We start from the raw sequence: 19,987 nt of genomic DNA, 5'->3' as shown, positions 1-19,987 counted from the left end.
TCGGGGACAGGGCACGTCACGGCAGCTTTTTCACGATGGCCCTATAATCCGGCCTTCTGTATCCCCGTAAAAGGACTGTCAGCTTCGTGCCTTCCTCTTCCGAGACCCTCCTCGAGCTTCGCGACGTCGACTTCGGTTATGGCGACCGGCTCGTCCTGTCCGGCCTGAACCTGCGCTTTCAGCGCGGCCAGGTGGTTGCAGTCATGGGCGGCTCGGGGTGCGGCAAGACCACGGTGCTGCGTCTGATCGGCGGCCTCGTGCGTGCGACGCGCGGCCAGGTGCTGTTCCAGGGGCAGGACATCGGCGCGCAGTCGCGCGACGGCCTGTACGCCCTGCGCCGCAAGATGGGCATGCTGTTTCAGTTCGGCGCGCTCTTCACCGACATGTCGGTGTTCGAGAACGTCGCCTTCGCGTTGCGCGAACACACCGATCTGCCCGAAGAACTGGTCCGCGACCTCGTGCTGATGAAGCTCAACGCCGTCGGTCTGCGCGGCGCGCGTGACCTCGCGCCTTCGGAGATTTCGGGCGGCATGGCGCGTCGCGTCGCGCTGGCCCGCGCCATCGCGCTCGATCCGCAACTGATGATGTACGACGAGCCGTTCGCCGGACTCGATCCGATCTCGCTCGGCATCACGGCGAACCTGATCCGCGCGTTGAACAACGCGCTCGGCGCCACGTCGATTCTCGTCACGCACGATGTGCCCGAATCGTTCGCGATCGCCGACTACGTCTATTTCCTCGCCAACGGCGGCGTGCATGCCGAAGGCACACCTGCGGAGCTGCGCGCGTCGACCGATCCGACCGTGCGCCAGTTCATCGACGGCGCGCCCGATGGCCCGTTCAAATTTCACTACCCGAGCACAACGCCCCTTGCGGCGGACTTCGGCATCGGCGGAGGTCAGCCATGATCAGTGCGATTGGGCGCTCGGTAATCGCAGGGCTTGGCACCGCCGGTTACGCGACGCGCATGTTCCTGCGTCTCGTACTCGAATTTTTCCCGCTGTTGCGCCGTCCGCGGCTGGTCACGAAGCAGATTCACTTCGTCGGCAATTATTCGCTGGTGATCATCGGTGTGTCGGGGCTCTTCGTCGGCTTCGTGCTGGGATTGCAGGGCTATTACACGCTGAACCGTTACGGCTCCGAGCAGGCGCTGGGGCTCCTCGTCGCGCTTTCGCTCGTGCGTGAACTCGGGCCGGTGGTGAGCGCATTGCTGTTCGCCGGGCGCGCGGGCACGTCGCTGACCGCGGAGATCGGGCTCATGAAAGCGGGCGAGCAGCTGACCGCGATGGAAATGATGGCGGTCGATCCGCTCAAGGTCGTCATTGCGCCGCGCCTGTGGGCCGGGATCATCGCAATGCCGGTGCTGGCCGCGATTTTCAGCGCGGTCGGCGTGATCGGCGGCTATGTGGTGGGTGTGCTGATGATCGGCGTCGATGCCGGGGCGTTCTGGTCGCAGATGCAGGCTGGCGTGGATGCGTGGCGTGATGTCGGTAATGGCGTGATCAAGAGTATCGTGTTCGGTTTCGCGGTGACGTTCATCGCGCTGTTCCAGGGCTTTGAAGCACAGCCCACGCCGGAAGGCGTTTCCCGCGCGACGACAAAAACTGTCGTGTACGGGTCGCTCGCCGTTCTCGGCCTCGATTTCCTGCTGACTGCACTGATGTTCAGCTAAGACCGCACGGGATGCATCCGCGGGGCGGCGCGCATTCGGCGTGCCGCGCGGACGCGTCGCGCGGCGGCGGATTCTCTTTGGGATGACGATGAAAAAAACTGCTCTCGACTTCTGGGTTGGCCTGTTCGTGGTGCTGGGTTTCGTGGCGTTGCTGTTCCTCGCGCTGAAGGCTGGCAACATGAGCTCGTTTTCGTTTCAGGCGACTTACCCGGTCAAGCTCAAGTTCGACAACATCGGCGGATTGAAGCCGCGTGCGCCGGTGAAGAGCGCGGGCGTGACCGTCGGCCGTGTCGAGTCGATCGGTTTTGACAGCAACGCCTATCAGGCTGTCGTTACGATCGATATCGACCGTCAATACCCGTTTCCGAAAGACACCTCCGCCAAGATCCTGACGTCGGGCCTGCTCGGCGAGCAGTACATCGGGCTGGAGCCGGGCGGCGACAGCGAAATGCTGAAGGCCGGCGACACGATCGCGATGACGCAGTCGGCGATCGTGCTGGAAAACCTGATCGGACAGTTCCTGTATAGCAAGGCGGCGGACTCCGGCGCGTCGAAGGCGGGCTCGTCCGCCGGCGCGGCTGCGGCGCCGTCACCGGCGATGCCGGCCGCCCCGGCTGTTGCGTCACCGGTGCCGGCATCGCCCGCCTCCGGCGCGGCAGGCCAATAAGGAGAATAAAAATGAAGACCATGCGCGCTCGCACGCTCACGCTTGCGCTGACGGCGGCGACGCTGACGGGATGTGCAACCGTCCAGACGCCCACAAAGGAAGACCCGCTGGAAGGCTTCAACCGGACGATCTTCACATTCAACGACAAGGTCGACCAGTACGCGCTGAAACCGGTTGCGCAGGGCTATGTGTACATCACGCCGCAGCCGCTGCGTGACAGCATCACCAACTTCTTCTCGAATATCGGCGATGTGTACACCGCAGCGAACAACCTGCTGCAGCTGAAGATCACGGATGGTGTCGAGGACATCATGCGGATCGTGATCAACACGACCTTCGGCGTGGGCGGCCTGTTCGACGTGGCGACGCTCGCGAAGCTGCCGAAGCACAATCAGGATCTCGGGCTTACGATGGGGCATTACGGCGTGCCGCCGGGTCCGTATCTGGTGCTGCCGCTGTTTGGCCCGAGCACGGTGCGCGATGCGGTCGGCTCGGTGGGTAACTATTATGTGAATCCGCTCTCGTACATTCATCCGGATGGCCTGAGCTGGGCGCTGTACGGTCTGAACATTGTCAGCACGCGCGCCAATCTGCTCGGCGCGAGCGACGTGCTCGAGGGCGCCGCGCTCGACAAGTATTCGTTCGTGCGTAACGCGTACCTGCAACGTCGCCGCTATCTGATTTCGGATGACTCGTCCGCGGCGGCGGGTGCCGGTGTGCCGGATTATGGCGACAGTGCGCCGTTGCCGAAGTACGAGGATGTCGATGAAGGTAGCGCGACGGGGCCGGCAGCCGGTGCTGCGGCCACGCCCGCGCCGGCGAGCGGCGCGACGCCTTCGGGTGTGCCGGCTGCTTCCGGCGGCGCGGCGCTCAATGGCCTTGCGCCGAGCGCAGCGCCTTCCGTGCCCGCATCGGGCGCGGAAGGCGAAAATCAGGGCCCGGGTGGTCCGGAAACCCAGGTGCCGGCTGGGCAGATCGTGCCGCCAAAGCTGAATTTCCCGTCGTTCCGGCTGCGCTGAGTTGTTGTGTTGTGGGAGTCGGGCTCCGTAACACCTGGAAACGACTCTCGCAGTTTCACGATGGATTGCGGATGAACTCGCGTGCTATCGTCAGCTCAAAAGGTTGCCGTAATTTTTAACGCAGGGCTTGAAATGAAAAAATTCTTTCTGATTCCGTTGTTTGCTGCATTCTTTTCGTTCAGTACGGGCGGGTTTGCGCAAACTGTCGATACCAGCTCGCCCGACGGCATGATCAAGACCGCCACCGACCAGGTGATGGACGCCGTGCGCAGCGACAAGTCGATCCAGGCCGGCGACATCGGCCACATCACGAAGCTCGTCAACGAAAAAATCCTGCCATACACGGATTTCCGCCGCACGACGCAACTTGCGATGGGCCGCAACTGGCGCACGGCGACGCCCGAGCAGCAAACGCAGATCGTCGAGCAGTTCAAGATGCTGCTGATCCGCACGTATTCGGGTGCGCTGGCCCAGGTGAAGGACCAGCAGATCCAGTACAAGCCGTTCCGCGCCAATCCTGACGATACCGACGTCGTGGTGCGCTCGGTGGTGATGAACAACGGCCAGCCGATCGAACTCGACTATCGTCTCTACAAGACGCCGCAGGGCTGGCGTGTCTATGACATCAATGTGCTTGGCGCGTGGCTGATCCAGGCGTACCAGCAGCAGTTCAACGAGCAGATCCAGCAGAAGGGCGTGGACGGACTGATCCAGTTCCTCACGCAGCGTAACCAGCAACTGGCCGCGGGCAAGGCGTCGTGAGCGACGTCGTGAACCGCTCGGCGAGCGCTGCTGCTACGGGCCCGACGGCGGGCCTTTCGGCGAGCCGCTTCGAAACCGGCACGACGCTGACCCACGCCAGCGCGAAAGCCGCGCTCGCGGCGGGTCTCGCCCGCATCGCAGGCGGCGCGACCAGCGTCGACTGCGCGCCGCTCGCCCAGTTCGACTCATCCGCGCTTGCCGTGCTGCTCGCATGGCAGCGTGCGGCGAGCGCCCGTGGTACCTCGCTCGACATCATCAATCTGCCGGCTGGTCTCGCCAGTCTCGCGCAAGCGTACGGCGTCGATACCCTCCTGTCCGCGCGACATTGACGCTCAACGCGTCGCCCCCGCTTCTGCGGGGCCAGGTTGGCCGGTCACACTTTGCCCTATAATCAAACGTTTTTTGGGGCTTGCAACCGGCCCCAATTCCCGCATTTCCCCGCATCCCTAGCACCCATACGGCGCCGTTGCCAAAGCGGCGCACAGTCATGCCAGCCATAGAAATTCGTAACGTCAAGAAACGCTACAAGGATCTGCAGGCGCTCAAGGGCGTCAATTTCACAGTCGAAGAAGGTGAGTTTTTCGGACTGCTCGGTCCGAACGGCGCGGGCAAGACAACGCTTATCAGCATCCTCGCGGGCCTCGCGCGTGCCGACGAAGGCAACATCGCGGTGCGCGGCCATGACGTGGTCGACGATTTCCGCGAAGCGCGCCGCGCGCTCGGCGTCGTGCCGCAGGAACTCGTGTTCGATCCGTTCTTCACCGTGCGCGAGACGCTGCGCATCCAGTCCGGCTACTACGGCCTGCGCAATAACGACGCGTGGATCGACGAAGTGATGGCCAACCTCGACCTCACCGAAAAAGCCGACGCCAACATGCGTGCGCTGTCGGGCGGCATGAAGCGGCGCGTCCTCGTTGCGCAGGCGCTCGTGCACCGTCCGCCCGTGATCGTGCTCGACGAGCCGACCGCCGGGGTCGACGTCGAACTGCGCCAGACACTGTGGAAGTTCATCTCGCGTCTGAATCGCGAAGGCCACACGATCGTGCTGACCACGCACTATCTGGAAGAAGCCGAATCGCTGTGCGATCGCATCGCGATGCTGCGTCGCGGTGAAGTCGTCGCGCTCGAACGCACGAGCACGCTGCTGCAGCGCTTCGCCGGCCTGCAGCTTTACGTGCGATTTGCTACAGGCGCGTTGCCGGCCGACCTGTGGCCGCTCGAAGTCGATCCGGGCAACGTGCACGGTCGCCAGCATCTGCTGCGCCTCGCGAGCTATGACGACGTCGAGAAGATTCTCGCGCAGTGCCGCGCGGCAGGCTGCACATTCGAAGAAATCGAGGTCCGCAAGGCGGATCTCGAAGACGTATTTGTTCAGGTGATGAACGGTCCGGAAGTGATCGAGGGGCTGGCATGAGCGGCTATAGCGGATTCAGTACGCTGTTCTACAAGGAAATCCTGCGGTTCTGGAAGGTCGCGTTTCAAACCGTGCTCGCGCCGGTCGTGACCGCGCTGCTGTATCTGACGATCTTCGGCCACGCGCTGCGCGATCACGTTCAGGTGTATCCGGGCGTCGGCTACACGAGCTTTCTGATTCCCGGTCTCGTGATGATGAGTGTGCTGCAGAACGCGTTCGCGAACAGCTCTTCCTCGCTGATCCAGTCGAAGATCACCGGCAATCTCGTGTTCGTGCTGCTGCCGCCGCTCTCGCATGGCGAGATGTTCGGCGCCTACGTGCTGGCGGCGCTCGTGCGTGGCCTCGCGGTCGGCTTCGGCGTGTTTGTCGTGACCGTGTGCTTCATTCCGGTCAGCTTCGTGGCGCCGTTCTACATCGTCGCGTTTGCGCTGCTCGGCGCGGCGATTCTCGCGACGCTTGGCCTGATCGCCGGTATCTGGGCCGAGAAGTTCGACCAGCTCGCGACGTTCCAGAACTTCCTGATCACGCCGCTCACGTTCCTCTCGGGCGTGTTCTACTCGACGCACACGCTGCCGCCGGTATGGCGCGAAGTATCGCGGCTGAATCCTTTTTTCTACATGATCGACGGCTTTCGCTACGGTTTCTTCGGGATGTCGGATATCAATCCGCTCGTGAGCCTCGCGATTGTCAGCGGTTTCTTTGTGGTGCTGGCTGTGCTGGCGTTGCGCATGCTCGCAACCGGCTACAAGCTGCGCCACTGACGAGGAGCATTCCATGTTGCCGACTCCCGAACAGGTCAAGAACTACATCGCCAATGGGCTCGCATGCGAGCATCTCGAAGTCGAAGGCGACGGTCAGCATTTCTTTGCGACGATCGTATCGCCGAGCTTCGAAGGCAAGCGTTTGATCCAGCGCCATCAACTCGTTTATGCGGCGCTCGGCGACCGCATGAAACAGGAAATTCACGCGCTCAGCATGAAGACGCTGACGCCCGCCGAATGGCAAAACGCGTAATCTGGAAAGTCAGTGCGAATTACTCAAGAAACACGCGGCGCCGGTAGCGGCGCCGCCATCATCAACCAGGCAGCTCCGGCACAGGTCCGGGCAGATCAGGAACAGACAGGCATGGACAAACTCGTTATCGTTGGGGGCCAGCGGCTCGCGGGTGAGATCGTTGTCTCCGGTGCAAAGAACGCGGCATTGCCGATCCTGTGCGCAGGCTTGCTGAGCGCCGATCCGGTTCATCTCGACAACGTGCCCGACCTGCAGGACGTGCGCACGATGCTGAAGCTGTTGCGCCAGATGGGCATGCGCACCGAAGAAAGCGGCGGCCGTGTCGCGCTCGACGCATCGAATGTGAATAACCTCGTCGCGCCGTATGAACTCGTGAAGACGATGCGTGCGTCGATTCTCGTGCTCGGGCCGCTCCTCGCGCGTTTCGGCGAAGCAAAGGTGTCGCTGCCGGGCGGCTGCGCCATCGGCGCGCGTCCGGTCGACCAGCACATCAAGGGCCTGCAGGCGATGGGCGCCGAGATCAACATCGAACACGGCTTTATCGAAGCGCGCGCGAAGCGTCTGAAGGGCGCGCGCATCGTCACGGACATGATCACCGTCACCGGCACGGAAAACCTGCTGATGGCCGCCGTGCTCGCCGAAGGCGAAACAGTGATCGAGAACGCGGCGCGCGAGCCGGAAGTGGGCGATCTGGCGCAACTGCTCGTCGCGATGGGCGCGCAGATCGAAGGCATCGGCACGGATCGTCTGGTCATCCAGGGCGTCGAGAAGCTGCACGGCGCGAAGCACACGGTCATTCCGGATCGTATCGAGGCGGGCACGTTCCTGTGCGCGGTCGCGGCGGCGGGCGGCGATGTGGTGCTGCGCCACGTGCGTCCGCTGATTCTCGAAGCCGTGACGGAAAAGCTGCGCGAAGCCGGCGTCACGATCGAGGAAGGCGACGACTGGATGCGCGTGAAGATGAGCCAGCGTCCAAATGCCGTGGGCGTGCGCACGTCGGAGTATCCGGCGTTCCCGACCGACATGCAGGCGCAGTTCATGGCGCTCAACACGATTGCGAACGGCACGTCGCAGGTTGTCGAAACGATCTTCGAGAACCGCTTCATGCACGTGCAGGAACTGAACCGTCTCGGCGCGAACATCACGATCGACGGCAACACGGCGCTCGTGAACGGGGTCGACCAGCTGTCGGGCGCGAAGGTGATGGCGACCGATCTGCGCGCGTCGGCGAGTCTCGTGATCGCGGGCCTGTGCGCCGATGGCGAAACGCTGATCGACCGCATCTATCACCTGGATCGCGGCTACGACCGGATGGAAACCAAGCTGACGGCCGTCGGCGCGAAGGTGAGCCGTATCCACGGGAGCCAGGCATGAGTTCCGTGCCCCAGACGTCTTCGTCGCCGGCGGTGAACGCGCCGCTGACGCTCGCGCTGTCGAAAGGGCGTATCTTCGAAGAAACCGTGCCGTTGCTTGCCGCGGCCGGCATCGAGGTCACCGAAGATCCTGAAACGTCCCGCAAGCTGATCCTGCCGACGAACGATCCGAACGTGCGCGTCATCATCGTGCGCGCCACCGACGTGCCGACGTACGTCGAATACGGCGCCGCCGATTTCGGCGTGGCCGGCAAGGACGTGCTGCTCGAACACGGCGGCAGCGGCCTGTACCAGCCGATCGATCTGGATATCGCGCGTTGCCGGATGTCGGTGGCGGTGAAGGGCGGCTTCGATTACGCGAGCGCCGTGCGCCAGGGCGCGCGTCTGCGCGTGGCCACGAAGTACGTCGAAACGGCGCGCGAGCATTTTGCAGCGAAGGGCGTGCACGTCGACCTGATCAAGCTGTATGGATCGATGGAACTGGCGCCGCTCGTCGGTCTCGCCGATGCGATCGTCGATCTGGTGAGTTCGGGCGGCACGCTGCGCGCGAACAACCTGGTTGAAGTCGAGGAGATCATGCAGATCTCGTCGCGCCTGGTCGTGAATCAGGCGGCGCTGAAGCTCAAGCGCGCGGCACTACGTCCGATTCTCGATGCGTTCGAACGCGCGTCGCGCAGTCATCACGCGGCCGCGTGACGCAGGCGTTCAACCGCAGACGATATATCGCATCACGCAACACATGACTTAACGAGCAACACCGCGCAGCATCTGAAGAACCCGCACGAGCAGTACACGCGCTTTACCGAAACGGATACCCGTATGTCTATCAAGATTCGCAAACTCGATTCCAGCGCCGCCGATTTTCGCAAGGCGCTGCACGCGGTGCTCGCGTTCGAGGCGAGCGAGGACGAAGTGATCGAGCGCTCGGTCGCGCAGATTCTGGCCGACGTGAAGTCGCGCGGCGATGCCGCCGTGCTCGACTACACGAACCGCTTCGACCGGCTCGACGCGAAGAGCGTCGCCGCGCTGGAACTGCCGATGTCGGAACTTGAAGCCGCACTCGAAGGTCTGGAGCCGAAGCGCCGCGCGGCGCTCGAAGCGGCCGCCGCACGGGTGCGCGGGTATCACGAGAAGCAGAAAATCGAATGCGGCAGTCATAGCTGGCAGTACACGGAAGCCGACGGCACCGTGCTAGGACAGAAGGTCACGCCGCTCGACCGCGCGGGCATCTATGTGCCGGGCGGCAAGGCGGCGTATCCGTCGTCGGTGCTGATGAACGCGATTCCGGCGCGCGTCGCCGGCGTGCGCGAGATCGTCATGGTCGTGCCTACGCCGGACGGCGTGAAGAACCCGCTCGTGCTGGCGGCAGCGCTTTTGGGTGGCGTCGATCGTGTGTTTACGATCGGCGGCGCGCAGGCCGTGGCCGCGCTGGCGTACGGCACGCAAACCGTGCCGCCCGTCGACAAGATCTGCGGCCCGGGCAACGCCTATGTCGCTTCGGCGAAGCGTCGCGTGTTCGGCACGGTCGGCATCGACATGATCGCCGGCCCGTCGGAAATCCTCGTGCTGTGCGACGGCACCACCGACCCGCGCTGGGTCGCAATGGACCTGTTCTCGCAGGCCGAACACGACGAACTCGCACAGTCGATCCTGCTGTGTCCGGACGACGCGTTCATCGCGCGCGTGAAGGAAGCGATCGACGAACTGCTGCCCACCATGCCGCGTCAGGACGTGATCCGCGCATCGCTCGAAGGCCGCGGCGCGCTGATCAAGGTGCGCGACATGGCCGAAGCCTGCGCGATCGCGAACGACATTGCACCGGAGCATCTGGAAATCTCCGCGCTCGAGCCGCATCAATGGGGCAAGCTGATCCGTCACGCTGGCGCGATCTTCCTTGGCCGCTACACGAGCGAAAGCCTCGGCGACTACTGCGCGGGGCCGAATCACGTGCTCCCTACGTCTCGTACCGCACGGTTCTCGTCGCCGCTCGGCGTCTATGATTTCTTCAAGCGGTCGAGCGTGATCGAGGTCAGTGCGGAAGGCGCGCAGACCTTGGGCGAGATCGCGGCGGAACTGGCATACGGCGAGGGCCTTCCAGCCCATGCGCGTAGTGCCGAGTACCGGATGAGACATAACGGCTGAGCGCACCACCGCGTAGCAACGCAACCCACGCGGGTACCACAAGAAGAATACTGGCCAACCAGGGCGGCGCATGCCGCCCGTGTACGGCTGGCGCGCCGTGCGCCAGCCCACCCCACCATGACGACACCACAAGACATCATTCGCCGCGACGTGCTCGCGATGACGAGCTATCCCGTGCCCGACGCCACCGGCTTCATCAAGCTGGACGCGATGGAAAACCCGTTTTCGCTGCCGCCCGTGCTGGCCGCGCACCTCGGTGAACACCTGGCTGGCGTCGCGCTGAACCGTTACCCGGCGCCGCGTCCGGAAGCGCTGATCGAAAAGATCAAGCGCGCGATGGGCGCGCCCGCTGCGTGCGACGTGCTGCTCGGCAATGGCTCGGACGAGATCATCAGCATGATCTCGATGGCGTGCGCGAAGCCGGGCGCGAAAGTGCTCGCGCCGGTGCCGGGATTCGTCATGTACCAGATGTCGGCGAAGCTGGCACATCTTGAGTTCGTGGGCGTGCCGCTGAAACCCGATATGACGCTCGATGCCGACGCGATGATTGCCGCAATCGCCGAACATCAGCCGGCCATCGTCTATCTGGCCTACCCGAACAACCCGACCGGGACGCTCTACGACGACGCCGACATGGAGCGCATCATCGCGGCGGCGAACAAAAGCCTCGTGGTGATCGACGAGGCGTATCAGCCGTTCGCGCAGCAAAGCTGGCTGCCGCGCGCCGACCAGTTCGACAACGTCGTCGTCATGCGGACGGTGTCGAAGCTCGGCCTCGCCGGTATCCGGCTCGGTTATCTGGCCGGCCGCTCCACGTGGCTGAACGAAATCGACAAGGTGCGCCCGCCGTACAACGTGAATGTGCTGACGCAGGCGGCCGCGAGCTTTCTGCTGGACCACATCGACGTGCTCGATTCACAGGCCGCCGAACTGCGCGCGCAGCGCACGAAACTGGCCGAAGCCGTAGCCGCGCTGCCGGGCGCCGAGGTGTTCCCGAGCGCCGGCAATTTCCTGCTGGTGCGTGTCCCGGACGCGTCAATCCTGTTCGAGACGCTGCTGACGGCGCGGGTATTGATCAAAAACGTGAGTAAAATGCACCCATTGCTGGCCAATTGTGTGCGTTTGACGGTCGGATCGGCCGAAGAAAACGCGCAGTTGCTCGCCGCATTGAAGCTCGTGCTGCATTGACCGCCAGCGTCCAGCGCACGCATTTTCAGCATCCATTTTTCTAGCTCGATTCAAGGAATTCCCATGCGCCAGGCGGAAGTCGTTCGCAACACCAGCGAAACGCAGATCCGTGTGAAGATCAATCTGGACGGCACCGGCGTGCAGAAGCTCGCCACCGGCGTCCCGTTTCTCGACCACATGCTCGACCAGATCGCGCGGCATGGGTTGTTCGATCTCGACATCGAGGCGCATGGCGACCTGCATATCGACGACCATCACACGGTCGAAGACACCGGCATCACGCTCGGCCAGGCCGTCGCGAAGGCCATCGGCGACCGCAAGGGCATTCGCCGTTACGGCCATGCGTATGTGCCGCTCGACGAAGCGCTGTCGCGCGTCGTGATCGACTTTTCCGGTCGTCCGGGTCTCGAATTCCACGTGCCGTTCACGCGTGCGCGCATCGGCACGTTCGATGTCGATCTTTCCATCGAATTCTTCCGCGGCTTCGTGAACCACGCAGGCGTGACGCTTCATATCGACAACCTCCGCGGCCTGAACGCCCATCACCAGATGGAAACCGTGTTCAAGGCTTTCGGCCGGGCGCTGCGAATGGCCGTCGAGATGGACGAACGCGCGGCGGGGCAGATTCCGTCGACCAAGGGAAGTCTGTAAAGACACACCGGACCGGCGGCGCTCTCATGCGCGCCGGCTAGCGATGGATATCATCAAGTCGTTTATTTCGCTGCTGGCGCTGATCAATCCGGTCGGCGCCATCCCGTTCTTTCTGAGCCTCACGTCGCAACAGTCGGACGCCGAGCGGCGCCGCACAATTCGTATCGCATCGGTTTCGGTGTTCTGCGTGATCGGCGTGACGACGATGCTCGGCCAGCAGATCATCAGCTTCTTCGGCATTTCGGTGGGTTCGCTCGAAGTGGGCGGCGGCATCATCATGCTGCTGATGGCGATCAACATGCTGAACGCGCAGATCGGCAACAGCCGCTCGACGCCGGAAGAACGCCACGAAGCCGAGCTGAAGGACAACATCGCGGTCGTGCCGCTGGCGATTCCCCTGCTGACGGGGCCCGGTGCGATCAGCACGGTCATCGTCTATTCGGCCAGTTCACATCACTGGTACGACCGGGTTAGTCTTGTGGCTATCGGCGCGGTGCTCGCGGCGATCTGTTTCTTTTCGCTGCGGCTGGCTGAACCGATCGCCCGCTGGGTGGGTCGCACGGGTATCAATATCGGCACGCGGCTGATGGGTTTGATGTTGTCGGCACTGGCGGTGGAATTCATCGTCGACGGATTAAAGGCATTACTGCCGAACTTGAGATGAAGACTTCAATTGCAATTGTGGATTACGGCATGGGCAACCTGCGCTCAGTGGCGCAGGCGCTGAAGAAAGCCGCGCCCGAAGCGGACGTCGCGATCGTCGAACGGCCGGAAGCAATCCGTTCGGCCGACCGCGTCGTGCTGCCAGGCCAGGGCGCGATGCGTGACTGCATGCGCTCGCTCGGCGAATCCGGCTTGCAGGAAGCCGTGATCGAGGCGTCGCGCTCGAAGCCGCTGATGGGCGTGTGCGTCGGCGAACAGATGCTGTTCGACTGGAGCGCCGAGGGCGACACGCGCGGGCTTGGGCTGATGCCGGGCAAGGTCGTGCGCTTCGAGCTGGACGGCCAGCTGCAGGACGACGGCTCGCGCTTCAAGGTGCCGCAGATGGGCTGGAACCGCGTACGTCAGGCGCAGCCGCATCCGCTGTGGGACGGCGTGCCGGACAACAGCTTCTTCTACTTCGTGCACAGCTATTACGTGGTGCCGGACGATGCTGCACATACGTCGGGCGAAACCGTGTACGGTGTGCCTTTTACGTCGGCGGTGGCGCGGGACAACATTTTCGCGACCCAGTTTCACCCGGAAAAGAGTGCCGACACGGGCCTGCGCGTGTATCGCAACTTCGTGCACTGGAGCCCGTGAACGTGCTCTGGCTTCCCGGCCGTCCATGGCGCCTTACCCGCCGCGGACGTCACGGCATCGCGGGCACCCCGCTCAATGCCAGCAAGGGTGCCGAAAGACTTGTACTAAACTAGCGAGACGGCGCTGGTGCGGGCTTCCTGTCCGCGGGCCCGCGCCGACATTCCACTTCTTCCCAGACAACACCCGATTGCTATGCTGCTGATTCCGGCCATCGACCTGAAAGACGGTCAGTGTGTACGCCTCAAACAAGGCGATATGGACCAGGCGACGATTTTCTCCGAGGAGCCGGCGGCGATGGCCCGACATTGGGTCGACCGCGGCGCACGGCGCCTGCATCTCGTCGATCTGAACGGCGCGTTCGCCGGCAAGCCGCGAAACGAAGACGCGATCCGCGCGATCATCGAGGAAGTCGGCGGCGAGATTCCCGTCCAGCTGGGCGGCGGTATCCGCGACCTGAACACGATCGAACGCTATCTCGACGATGGTCTGTCGTACGTCATCATCGGCACGGCGGCGGTGAAGAACCCGGGCTTTCTGCAGGACGCCTGTACAGCGTTCGGCGGCCACATCATCGTCGGGCTGGACGCGAAAGACGGCAAGGTCGCCACCGACGGCTGGAGCAAGCTGACCGGCCACGAAGTCGTGGATCTGGGCCGCAAGTTCGAAGATTACGGCTGCGAATCGATCATTTACACCGACATCGGCCGCGACGGCATGCTTCAGGGCATCAACATCGAAGCGACGGTGCGCCTCGCGCGTGCGGTAAAGATTCCGGTGATCGCGAGCGGTGGTCTGTCGAACCTCACCGATATCGAATCGCTGTGCGAAGTCGAAGACGAGGGTATCGAAGGGGTGATCTGCGGGCGCGCGATCTATTCTGGCGACCTCGATTTCGCGGCCGCGCAGACGCTCGCGGACCGGCTGCGCGAATCCGACGATGCCTGAAACGCGGCGCGTCTTCCGTGCGCCGCTGCCGGTGCGGAGGCCGAATATGCCGCCGCGAGATCCGGCAACGGGGCACCCAGCCGCTCGGGGCGAGCGGCTTCATCAGCGGCACTGGCAAGAATTTGCACGATCATGGCTCTAGCTAAACGCATCATCCCCTGTCTCGACGTCACGGCTGGACGCGTGGTCAAAGGCGTCAACTTCGTCGAACTGCGCGATGCGGGCGATCCCGTCGAAATCGCGCGTCGCTACGACGATCAGGGCGCCGACGAACTCACCTTCCTCGACATCACCGCGACCTCCGACCAGCGCGACCTGATCCTGCCGATCATCGAGGCGGTTGCGTCGCAGGTGTTCATCCCGCTGACGGTCGGCGGCGGCGTGCGCGCGGTCGAAGATGTGCGGCGGCTCCTTAACGCGGGCGCGGACAAGATCAGCATGAACTCGTCGGCGGTCGCGAACCCGCAGCTCGTGCGCGACGCGACGGACAAATACGGCTCGCAGTGCATCGTCGTCGCGATCGACGCGAAGCGCGTCTCACTGGAAGGCGAGGCGCCGCGCTGGGAAGTGTTCACACACGGCGGACGCAAGGCCACCGGGCTCGACGCGATTGAATGGGCGCGCAAGATGGCCGAACTCGGCGCGGGCGAGATCCTGCTGACCAGCATGGACCGCGACGGCACGAAAAGCGGCTTCGACCTGGCGCTCACGCGCGCGGTATCGGACGCGGTGCCGGTTTCGGTGATCGCTTCGGGCGGCGTCGGTTCGCTGCAGCATCTGGCCGACGGCATCACGGATGGCCATGCGGACGCCGTGCTGGCCGCCAGCATCTTCCATTATGGCGAACATACTGTCGGCGAAGCCAAGCGCTTCATGGCCGATCAGGGCATTTCGGTGAGGTTGACGTGAACGCGTCCGCAGAAAACTGGCTGGATAAAGTCAAATGGGACGCGAACGGCCTCGTGCCGGTCATCGCCCAGGAAGCCACGACGAACGACGTGCTGATGTTCGCGTGGATGAACCGCGAGGCGCTCGCCAAAACCATCGAACTGGGCCGCGCCGTGTATTTCTCGCGCTCGCGCCAGCGTCTGTGGTTCAAGGGTGAGGAGTCAGGGCACGTCCAGAACGTGCACGAAGTGCGGCTCGACTGCGACGAAGACGTCGTGCTGCTGAAGGTCGAGCAGGTGTCGGGCATCGCGTGCCACACCGGCCGCCATTCGTGCTTTTTCCAGAAATTCGAAGGCTCGGCTGACGAGGGCGAGTGGGTTGCCGTCGAACCGGTGCTGAAAGATCCCGAACACATCTACAAATGACGCAATCCACGCAATCCCCCACGACGACCGATACGCTGCTGCGCCTCGCTGCCATCATCGACAGCCGCAAGGGCGGCGACCCGGACACGTCGTACGTCTCGCGCCTGTTCGACAAGGGCGATGACGCGGTGCTGAAGAAAATCGGCGAGGAAGCGACCGAGGTCGTGCTCGCCGCCAAGGACACACGGCACGGCGGCGCGCCGAAGGCGCTCGTCGGCGAAGTGGCCGATCTGTGGTTTCATTGTCTCGTGATGCTGTCGCATTTCGATCTGAGCCCGGCGGATGTGCTCGCTGAACTCGAGCGTCGCGAAGGCACCTCGGGTATCGAGGAAAAAGCACTGCGGAAAAGCCGCGAGCGCGAGCAGAACGGCGACTAGGACGGCAGGATCCGCAGCCAGGGATCGTAGTCAGACCCGCAGCACGCGGCCGGCATGTGCCGGCGCTGGCCAGTTGGACTGAGAAGGAGACGCAGAGATGGAACAGTCGCAGGGCGGATATCCGCCTCCGTCTTACCAGAGAGCAACCGAAATCGATCGCCAGCGGAGCCTCCGTACACTCACGCATATCCTGTACGGCCTCTACGCAATCTACTGGCTGACCGGCGGGCTCACCGCGCTGATCGCGATCATCATCAACTATGTGAAACGGTCCGACGTGGCCGGCACGCCCTTCGAAGCTCACTTCGACTGGCAGATTCGCACTTTCTGGTGGGGCGTGCTCGGTCATGTGATCGGCGTGGCGCTTTTCATCGTGCTGATCGGCGTGCCGATCCTGTGGGCTGTCGCCATCTGGATGTTGTACCGTATTATCAAAGGCTGGCTGTATCTGTACGACAGCAAGCCATTGACGAATCCGCGCGCGTGGTTCTGACCGTATCCGTCCTTAAGGCCACCCGCGTCAGCGTTTCATAGAGACCATGAGCCACGACACTTCTAGTTGCCTCTTCTGCAAGATCGCCGCTGGCGATATTCCCTCGACCAAAGTGTATGAGGACGACGAATTCGTCGCGTTTCGCGACATCCGTCCGGCGGCCGAAACGCATGTGCTCGTCATTCCCCGCAAGCACATCGATACGTTGTCGAACTGCACGGAGGACGACTCGGCCCTGCTTGGTAGAATGCTTGTTCTGGTCGCGCGGCTTGCCGACAAGCTGGGGGTCGCGTACACCGGCGGCGAAACCGGTTTTCGCACGGTGATCAATACCGGCCCCGGCGGCGGACAGGAGGTGTATCACCTGCATGCGCACATTCTGGCTGGGCCGCGCCCCTGGCAACGCATGGGGTGAACGCGCCGCCAGGCCACAATCGCGCTTCGCGGCGGGATTTTGGCCGCGCACAATGGCGGGCGGGCTAAAGTGGTGCTCAACATGCCGGAATGTAATAACGCGGACGTGTTGATCCATTCATAATGAGGCGCAGCGTGCTGCCAGCGGTTTTCGGCGGTATCGTAGACATGGGGCGCGAGCGCTTCGAATCATGCCGTAAGGCAGACGGTGTTCGCCGCGGATGAGCGTACAGAAGCGGCGACGGGGTTAAGGAGAGTTTTCATGGGTTCGTTGAGTATTTGGCACTGGCTGATCGTGTTGCTGATTGTGGCGCTGGTGTTTGGCACGAAGAAACTGCGCAACATTGGTACCGATCTGGGCGGCGCGGTGAAGGGTTTCAAGGAAGGCATGAAGGAAGCCGAAACGCCCGCCGATGCGCAGGCACGCGAACTGCCGCGTACGGGCACCGTCGATGTCGACGCCAAGGAAAAAGCGCCGCATTCCGGCGACTCCCGCTAAAAACGCGGCAGCCCCGCACTGACGGAAAGCTCATCCCATGCTGGACCTCGGTCTAACCAAGATGGCGCTGATCGGCGTCGTCGCACTGGTCGTGCTCGGGCCGGAACGCCTGCCGCGTGTCGCACGCACGGCGGGCGCGCTGTTCGGGCGCGCGCAGCGTTACATCAATGACGTGAAGTCCGAAGTCACGCGCGAGATCGAACTGGACGAACTGCGTCGCATGAAGACGGAGTTCGAATCGGCTGCCAGCAACGTCGAGACCACCATTCACGACAATCTGCGCAAGCACGAATCCGAACTGAACGACGCGTGGAACGCCGGCACGTCGGTGTCGCCGAGCATCGCCGGCGGCGCGTCGGAGTACGACGCGGCTTCCGCCGGTAACAGCTCGTGGCGCAGCACGATCACTTCCAGCCCGAAACGCAAGAACTGGCGCGTCAAGCAGTCGGCGGCGCCGACGTGGTACAAGCGCGCCACCTTGCGCCGCACACGCGTGCAGTCGGGCGCGGCGCGCGTCGCGCGGCACACGCCGGTGAGCCTGCGTCGTCCGACCCGCTTCTTCTGATGTTCCCAGCGAAACACTTCAACAGAGGGCCGGCGTGAGCGACCCCCAGCAAAACCAGGGCGAAGCCCCTGAAGAAACCTTCATCTCGCATCTCGTCGAATTACGCGATCGCATCATCCGGGCGGGCATCTCGGTCATCGTCGTCTTTCTCGGGCTGGTCTACTGGGCGCCGGATATCTTCCGGCTGCTCGCGCGTCCGCTGATGCAGAACCTGCCGAAGGACGGCAAGATGATCGTCACCGACGTCACCGGCTCGTTCTTCGTGCCGATGAAGGTGACGATGCTCGTCGCGCTGGTGATCGCGCTGCCGGTCGTGCTGTACCAGATCTGGGCGTTCGTCGCGCCGGGGCTGTATCAGCACGAGAAGAAGCTGGTGATGCCGCTCGTCGGCAGCAGCTATGCGCTCTTTCTGTGCGGGATGGCGTTTGCGTACTTCGTCGTGTTTCCGACGATTTTCCGCGTGATGGCGCACTACAACGCGCCGCTCGGCGCCGAAATGACCACGGACATCGACAACTACCTGAGCTTCGTGCTGACGATGTTTATCGCGTTCGGCGTGACGTTCGAGGTGCCGATTGTCGTGGTGCTGCTCGTGCGGATGGGCATTCTGTCGATCAAGAAGCTGAAGGAAATCCGTCCGTATGTGATCGTCGGCGCGTTTGTGGTTTCGGCGGTCGTGACGCCGCCAGACGTGTTTTCGCAGCTGATCCTCGCGATTCCGCTGATCGTCCTGTACGAAGCCGGGATCATCGCGGCGCGGTTGATCGTCGGCAAGCAGACGGTCGCGAAGGAAGAGGAAGGCTCGCCGACGAGCTGATCCAGTTGGTCCAGGGCGCCAGCGCGGCGTTGGCTGAAAAGCAAAAGGGCAACTAGCGGTTGCCCTTTTGCTTTGGTCGGTCTGAATTGAACGGCCGCGAGGGTCATGGCCGTTTATCGCCGCTCAACCGCCATCGTCGCCCTGATCGTCGCCTTCTTCGGCGGGCTGCTTTGGTGGAGGGGGGCGCTTGCCGATCATCACGTCGACATCCAGCTCCCTGTTCTTGCGCACGAGATGGACCTTCGCGTTCGTCCCCGGCTTGATCTGCGCGATGACGTTCAGAAGGCGCGTGGTGTCCGTGATGTCCTCGCCGTTCACGCTTTGCAGGATGTCGCCTGGCTTGATGCCGGCCTTGTCGGCGGGGCCGCCCTGCAGCACGCCCGCGACGATCGCGCCCGATTTTTGCTGCAACCCGAACGATTCCGCAATTTCCGGCGTGACGTCCTGCGGTTCGACGCCGATCCAGCCGCGCGTCACCGAACCCGTCGTGATGATGCTTTCCAGCACGCTGCGCGCCGTCGAAACCGGAATCGCGAAGCCAATGCCGAGCGAGCCGCCCGAGCGCGAATAAATGGCTGTATTGATGCCCAGCAGGTTGCCGTTCACATCGACCAGCGCGCCGCCCGAGTTACCCGGGTTGATCGCGGCATCGGTCTGGATGAAGTTTTCGAACGTGTTGATACCGAGGTGATTGCGCCCAAGCGCGCTGACGATGCCCATTGTGACCGTCTGGCCAACGCCGAACGGGTTGCCGATCGCGAGCACCACGTCGCCCACACGCGTCTGGTCCATGCGGCCGAGCGTGATCGTCGGCAGGTTGGTCATGTTGACCTTCAGCACGGCCAGATCCGTCTCCGGATCGACGCCGATCACCTTGGCGTTCGTCGTGCGGCCGTCGGCGAGCGCAATTTCAATCTGATCCGCGCCGTCCACGACGTGCTGGTTCGTTAGAATGTAACCTTCCGAACTCACGATGACACCCGAGCCAAGATTGGCCGCGGGTTGTTCCTGCTGCTTGCGGTTGTTGTTCCTGTCGCCGAAGAAGTAGCGAAAGAGTGGATCTTTCGCGCGCGGGTCGGGGGGAAGCGAGCCGTCCTTGCTGGAGAACACGTTGACGACCGCCGGCATGGCCTTGTGCGCCGCATCGGCGTACGAAGCCTGCGCGGGGCCGCTGCCCCCGCCGATGCCTGGCGCCACTTCACGCAGGGCGACGATCGGTTCGGCGAGCTGCTTGCCGAACTGTCCCTGGCGCTGCAGCCATTGCGGCTTGAGTGTCGCAATGATGAACATCAGCGCCAGCAGTACCGTCACCGCCTGGGCGAAGAACAGCCAAAAGCGTCTAAGCATCTGAAGATATTAG

General features: G+C 63.3%; 26 protein-coding genes. 25 read left to right on the top strand and 1 reads right to left on the bottom strand.

Going from position 1 to position 19,987, the window contains the following annotated elements; translation table 11 throughout:
* Window positions 1-86: 86 nt before the first annotated feature.
* The 25 genes from LPA36_RS24625 to tatC all read left to right on the top strand — a co-directional run bounded on the left by LPA36_RS24625 (window position 87) and on the right by tatC (window position 18,627).
* On the top strand, window positions 87-908 hold the full coding sequence (locus LPA36_RS24625) for an ABC transporter ATP-binding protein (protein WP_228882581.1): 822 nt from the start codon (window positions 87-89) through the stop codon (window positions 906-908).
* Window positions 905-1,672 carry a lipid asymmetry maintenance ABC transporter permease subunit MlaE gene (mlaE, locus tag LPA36_RS24620; protein ID WP_228882578.1) on the top strand — a complete coding sequence of 256 codons (768 nt, stop codon included), beginning with the start codon at window positions 905-907 and terminating at the stop codon, window positions 1,670-1,672. Before LPA36_RS24625 ends, mlaE begins: the two co-directional genes overlap by 4 nt.
* Window positions 1,673-1,760: 88 nt before the next feature.
* Window positions 1,761-2,339, top strand: coding sequence for an outer membrane lipid asymmetry maintenance protein MlaD (mlaD, locus tag LPA36_RS24615; RefSeq protein WP_228882575.1), 579 nt, complete (start codon window positions 1,761-1,763; stop codon window positions 2,337-2,339).
* A gap of 11 nt (window positions 2,340-2,350) precedes the next feature.
* Window positions 2,351-3,358 carry an MlaA family lipoprotein gene (locus LPA36_RS24610; protein WP_228882573.1) on the top strand — a complete coding sequence of 336 codons (1,008 nt, stop codon included), beginning with the start codon at window positions 2,351-2,353 and terminating at the stop codon, window positions 3,356-3,358.
* 132 nt (window positions 3,359-3,490) lie between these two features.
* Entirely contained in the window at window positions 3,491-4,120 is a 630-nt protein-coding gene (locus LPA36_RS24605) for an MlaC/ttg2D family ABC transporter substrate-binding protein (protein WP_228882571.1), read from the top strand.
* An 8-nt stretch (window positions 4,121-4,128) separates the two neighbouring features.
* Entirely contained in the window at window positions 4,129-4,449 is a 321-nt protein-coding gene (locus tag LPA36_RS24600; protein ID WP_228882699.1) for an STAS domain-containing protein, read from the top strand.
* Between the two features lie 158 nt (window positions 4,450-4,607).
* A complete protein-coding gene (locus LPA36_RS24595; protein ID WP_228882569.1) occupies window positions 4,608-5,534 on the top strand; it encodes an ABC transporter ATP-binding protein in 927 nt (308 codons plus the stop codon).
* Window positions 5,531-6,295, top strand: a complete 765-nt coding sequence (locus tag LPA36_RS24590) for an ABC transporter permease (protein ID WP_228882568.1) — start codon at window positions 5,531-5,533, stop codon at window positions 6,293-6,295. The genes LPA36_RS24595 and LPA36_RS24590 overlap by 4 nt, the downstream gene beginning before the upstream one ends.
* Before the next feature lie 13 nt (window positions 6,296-6,308).
* The gene (locus LPA36_RS24585; RefSeq protein ID WP_228882566.1) at window positions 6,309-6,548 is read left to right on the top strand and encodes a BolA family protein; all 240 of its coding nucleotides are present in this window, start codon (window positions 6,309-6,311) and stop codon (window positions 6,546-6,548) included.
* A 111-nt stretch (window positions 6,549-6,659) separates the two neighbouring features.
* Window positions 6,660-7,922 carry a UDP-N-acetylglucosamine 1-carboxyvinyltransferase gene (gene murA, locus LPA36_RS24580; protein WP_228882564.1) on the top strand — a complete coding sequence of 421 codons (1,263 nt, stop codon included), beginning with the start codon at window positions 6,660-6,662 and terminating at the stop codon, window positions 7,920-7,922.
* Window positions 7,919-8,617, top strand: a complete 699-nt coding sequence (gene hisG / locus LPA36_RS24575; protein WP_228882562.1) for an ATP phosphoribosyltransferase — start codon at window positions 7,919-7,921, stop codon at window positions 8,615-8,617. Before murA ends, hisG begins: the two co-directional genes overlap by 4 nt.
* Before the next feature lie 123 nt (window positions 8,618-8,740).
* A complete protein-coding gene (hisD, locus tag LPA36_RS24570; RefSeq protein ID WP_228882560.1) occupies window positions 8,741-10,063 on the top strand; it encodes a histidinol dehydrogenase in 1,323 nt (440 codons plus the stop codon).
* A gap of 117 nt (window positions 10,064-10,180) precedes the next feature.
* Window positions 10,181-11,251: a histidinol-phosphate transaminase gene (gene hisC / locus LPA36_RS24565; protein WP_228882559.1), complete on the top strand. Its 1,071-nt coding sequence runs from the start codon at window positions 10,181-10,183 to the stop codon at window positions 11,249-11,251.
* 63 nt (window positions 11,252-11,314) lie between these two features.
* Window positions 11,315-11,902 carry an imidazoleglycerol-phosphate dehydratase HisB gene (gene hisB / locus LPA36_RS24560; protein WP_228882557.1) on the top strand — a complete coding sequence of 196 codons (588 nt, stop codon included), beginning with the start codon at window positions 11,315-11,317 and terminating at the stop codon, window positions 11,900-11,902.
* A gap of 43 nt (window positions 11,903-11,945) precedes the next feature.
* The gene (locus tag LPA36_RS24555) at window positions 11,946-12,566 is read left to right on the top strand and encodes a YchE family NAAT transporter (RefSeq protein WP_228882555.1); all 621 of its coding nucleotides are present in this window, start codon (window positions 11,946-11,948) and stop codon (window positions 12,564-12,566) included.
* Window positions 12,563-13,204 (top strand): imidazole glycerol phosphate synthase subunit HisH, encoded by a 642-nt coding sequence (gene hisH, locus LPA36_RS24550; RefSeq protein ID WP_228882553.1) that lies wholly within the window; start codon window positions 12,563-12,565, stop codon window positions 13,202-13,204. Before LPA36_RS24555 ends, hisH begins: the two co-directional genes overlap by 4 nt.
* Before the next feature lie 192 nt (window positions 13,205-13,396).
* On the top strand, window positions 13,397-14,149 hold the full coding sequence (hisA, locus tag LPA36_RS24545; protein ID WP_228882551.1) for a 1-(5-phosphoribosyl)-5-[(5-phosphoribosylamino)methylideneamino]imidazole-4-carboxamide isomerase: 753 nt from the start codon (window positions 13,397-13,399) through the stop codon (window positions 14,147-14,149).
* Between the two features lie 132 nt (window positions 14,150-14,281).
* On the top strand, window positions 14,282-15,058 hold the full coding sequence (hisF, locus tag LPA36_RS24540; protein ID WP_228882549.1) for an imidazole glycerol phosphate synthase subunit HisF: 777 nt from the start codon (window positions 14,282-14,284) through the stop codon (window positions 15,056-15,058).
* Window positions 15,055-15,462 carry a phosphoribosyl-AMP cyclohydrolase gene (gene hisI / locus LPA36_RS24535; RefSeq protein WP_228882547.1) on the top strand — a complete coding sequence of 136 codons (408 nt, stop codon included), beginning with the start codon at window positions 15,055-15,057 and terminating at the stop codon, window positions 15,460-15,462. Before hisF ends, hisI begins: the two co-directional genes overlap by 4 nt.
* Window positions 15,459-15,839: a phosphoribosyl-ATP diphosphatase gene (locus tag LPA36_RS24530; RefSeq protein WP_228882545.1), complete on the top strand. Its 381-nt coding sequence runs from the start codon at window positions 15,459-15,461 to the stop codon at window positions 15,837-15,839. The genes hisI and LPA36_RS24530 overlap by 4 nt, the downstream gene beginning before the upstream one ends.
* A gap of 97 nt (window positions 15,840-15,936) precedes the next feature.
* Complete coding sequence (locus LPA36_RS24525; RefSeq protein ID WP_228882543.1) at window positions 15,937-16,332, top strand: DUF4870 family protein; 396 nt, start codon at window positions 15,937-15,939, stop codon at window positions 16,330-16,332.
* Window positions 16,333-16,378: 46 nt separating this feature from the next.
* Window positions 16,379-16,747 carry a histidine triad nucleotide-binding protein gene (locus LPA36_RS24520; protein ID WP_228882541.1) on the top strand — a complete coding sequence of 123 codons (369 nt, stop codon included), beginning with the start codon at window positions 16,379-16,381 and terminating at the stop codon, window positions 16,745-16,747.
* Between the two features lie 261 nt (window positions 16,748-17,008).
* Window positions 17,009-17,245: a Sec-independent protein translocase subunit TatA gene (tatA, locus tag LPA36_RS24515; protein ID WP_228882539.1), complete on the top strand. Its 237-nt coding sequence runs from the start codon at window positions 17,009-17,011 to the stop codon at window positions 17,243-17,245.
* Window positions 17,246-17,282: 37 nt separating this feature from the next.
* On the top strand, window positions 17,283-17,810 hold the full coding sequence (tatB, locus tag LPA36_RS24510) for a Sec-independent protein translocase protein TatB (protein ID WP_228882537.1): 528 nt from the start codon (window positions 17,283-17,285) through the stop codon (window positions 17,808-17,810).
* A 34-nt stretch (window positions 17,811-17,844) separates the two neighbouring features.
* A complete protein-coding gene (tatC, locus tag LPA36_RS24505) occupies window positions 17,845-18,627 on the top strand; it encodes a twin-arginine translocase subunit TatC (RefSeq protein ID WP_228882534.1) in 783 nt (260 codons plus the stop codon).
* A 123-nt stretch (window positions 18,628-18,750) separates the two neighbouring features.
* On the opposite strand, the gene LPA36_RS24500 is transcribed toward tatC, so the two are convergent.
* Complete coding sequence (locus tag LPA36_RS24500; RefSeq protein WP_228882532.1) at window positions 18,751-19,974, bottom strand: Do family serine endopeptidase; 1,224 nt, start codon at window positions 19,972-19,974, stop codon at window positions 18,751-18,753.
* Between the last annotated feature and the right edge of the window lie 13 nt (window positions 19,975-19,987).

It is taken from the genome of Paraburkholderia saeva, from assembly GCF_907164555.1.
GTDB lineage: Bacteria > Pseudomonadota > Gammaproteobacteria > Burkholderiales > Burkholderiaceae > Paraburkholderia > Paraburkholderia saeva.
The sequence above is the reverse complement of the archived record's forward strand: the minus strand, read 5'-3'. Positions and strand labels throughout refer to the sequence as shown.

Coding starts and splice junctions, on each gene's coding strand:
- mlaE (WP_228882578.1), top strand. CDS start 905: ATGATCAGTGCGATTGGGCGCTCGGTAATCGCAGGGCTTGGCACCGCC.
- mlaD (WP_228882575.1), top strand. CDS start 1,761: ATGAAAAAAACTGCTCTCGACTTCTGGGTTGGCCTGTTCGTGGTGCTG.
- LPA36_RS24610 (WP_228882573.1), top strand. CDS start 2,351: ATGAAGACCATGCGCGCTCGCACGCTCACGCTTGCGCTGACGGCGGCG.
- LPA36_RS24605 (WP_228882571.1), top strand. CDS start 3,491: ATGAAAAAATTCTTTCTGATTCCGTTGTTTGCTGCATTCTTTTCGTTC.
- LPA36_RS24595 (WP_228882569.1), top strand. CDS start 4,608: ATGCCAGCCATAGAAATTCGTAACGTCAAGAAACGCTACAAGGATCTG.
- LPA36_RS24590 (WP_228882568.1), top strand. CDS start 5,531: ATGAGCGGCTATAGCGGATTCAGTACGCTGTTCTACAAGGAAATCCTG.
- LPA36_RS24585 (WP_228882566.1), top strand. CDS start 6,309: ATGTTGCCGACTCCCGAACAGGTCAAGAACTACATCGCCAATGGGCTC.
- murA (WP_228882564.1), top strand. CDS start 6,660: ATGGACAAACTCGTTATCGTTGGGGGCCAGCGGCTCGCGGGTGAGATC.
- hisG (WP_228882562.1), top strand. CDS start 7,919: ATGAGTTCCGTGCCCCAGACGTCTTCGTCGCCGGCGGTGAACGCGCCG.
- hisD (WP_228882560.1), top strand. CDS start 8,741: ATGTCTATCAAGATTCGCAAACTCGATTCCAGCGCCGCCGATTTTCGC.
- hisC (WP_228882559.1), top strand. CDS start 10,181: ATGACGACACCACAAGACATCATTCGCCGCGACGTGCTCGCGATGACG.
- hisB (WP_228882557.1), top strand. CDS start 11,315: ATGCGCCAGGCGGAAGTCGTTCGCAACACCAGCGAAACGCAGATCCGT.
- LPA36_RS24555 (WP_228882555.1), top strand. CDS start 11,946: ATGGATATCATCAAGTCGTTTATTTCGCTGCTGGCGCTGATCAATCCG.
- hisH (WP_228882553.1), top strand. CDS start 12,563: ATGAAGACTTCAATTGCAATTGTGGATTACGGCATGGGCAACCTGCGC.
- hisA (WP_228882551.1), top strand. CDS start 13,397: ATGCTGCTGATTCCGGCCATCGACCTGAAAGACGGTCAGTGTGTACGC.
- hisF (WP_228882549.1), top strand. CDS start 14,282: ATGGCTCTAGCTAAACGCATCATCCCCTGTCTCGACGTCACGGCTGGA.
- LPA36_RS24530 (WP_228882545.1), top strand. CDS start 15,459: ATGACGCAATCCACGCAATCCCCCACGACGACCGATACGCTGCTGCGC.
- LPA36_RS24525 (WP_228882543.1), top strand. CDS start 15,937: ATGGAACAGTCGCAGGGCGGATATCCGCCTCCGTCTTACCAGAGAGCA.
- LPA36_RS24520 (WP_228882541.1), top strand. CDS start 16,379: ATGAGCCACGACACTTCTAGTTGCCTCTTCTGCAAGATCGCCGCTGGC.
- tatA (WP_228882539.1), top strand. CDS start 17,009: ATGGGTTCGTTGAGTATTTGGCACTGGCTGATCGTGTTGCTGATTGTG.
- tatB (WP_228882537.1), top strand. CDS start 17,283: ATGCTGGACCTCGGTCTAACCAAGATGGCGCTGATCGGCGTCGTCGCA.
- LPA36_RS24500 (WP_228882532.1), bottom strand. CDS start 19,974: ATGCTTAGACGCTTTTGGCTGTTCTTCGCCCAGGCGGTGACGGTACTG.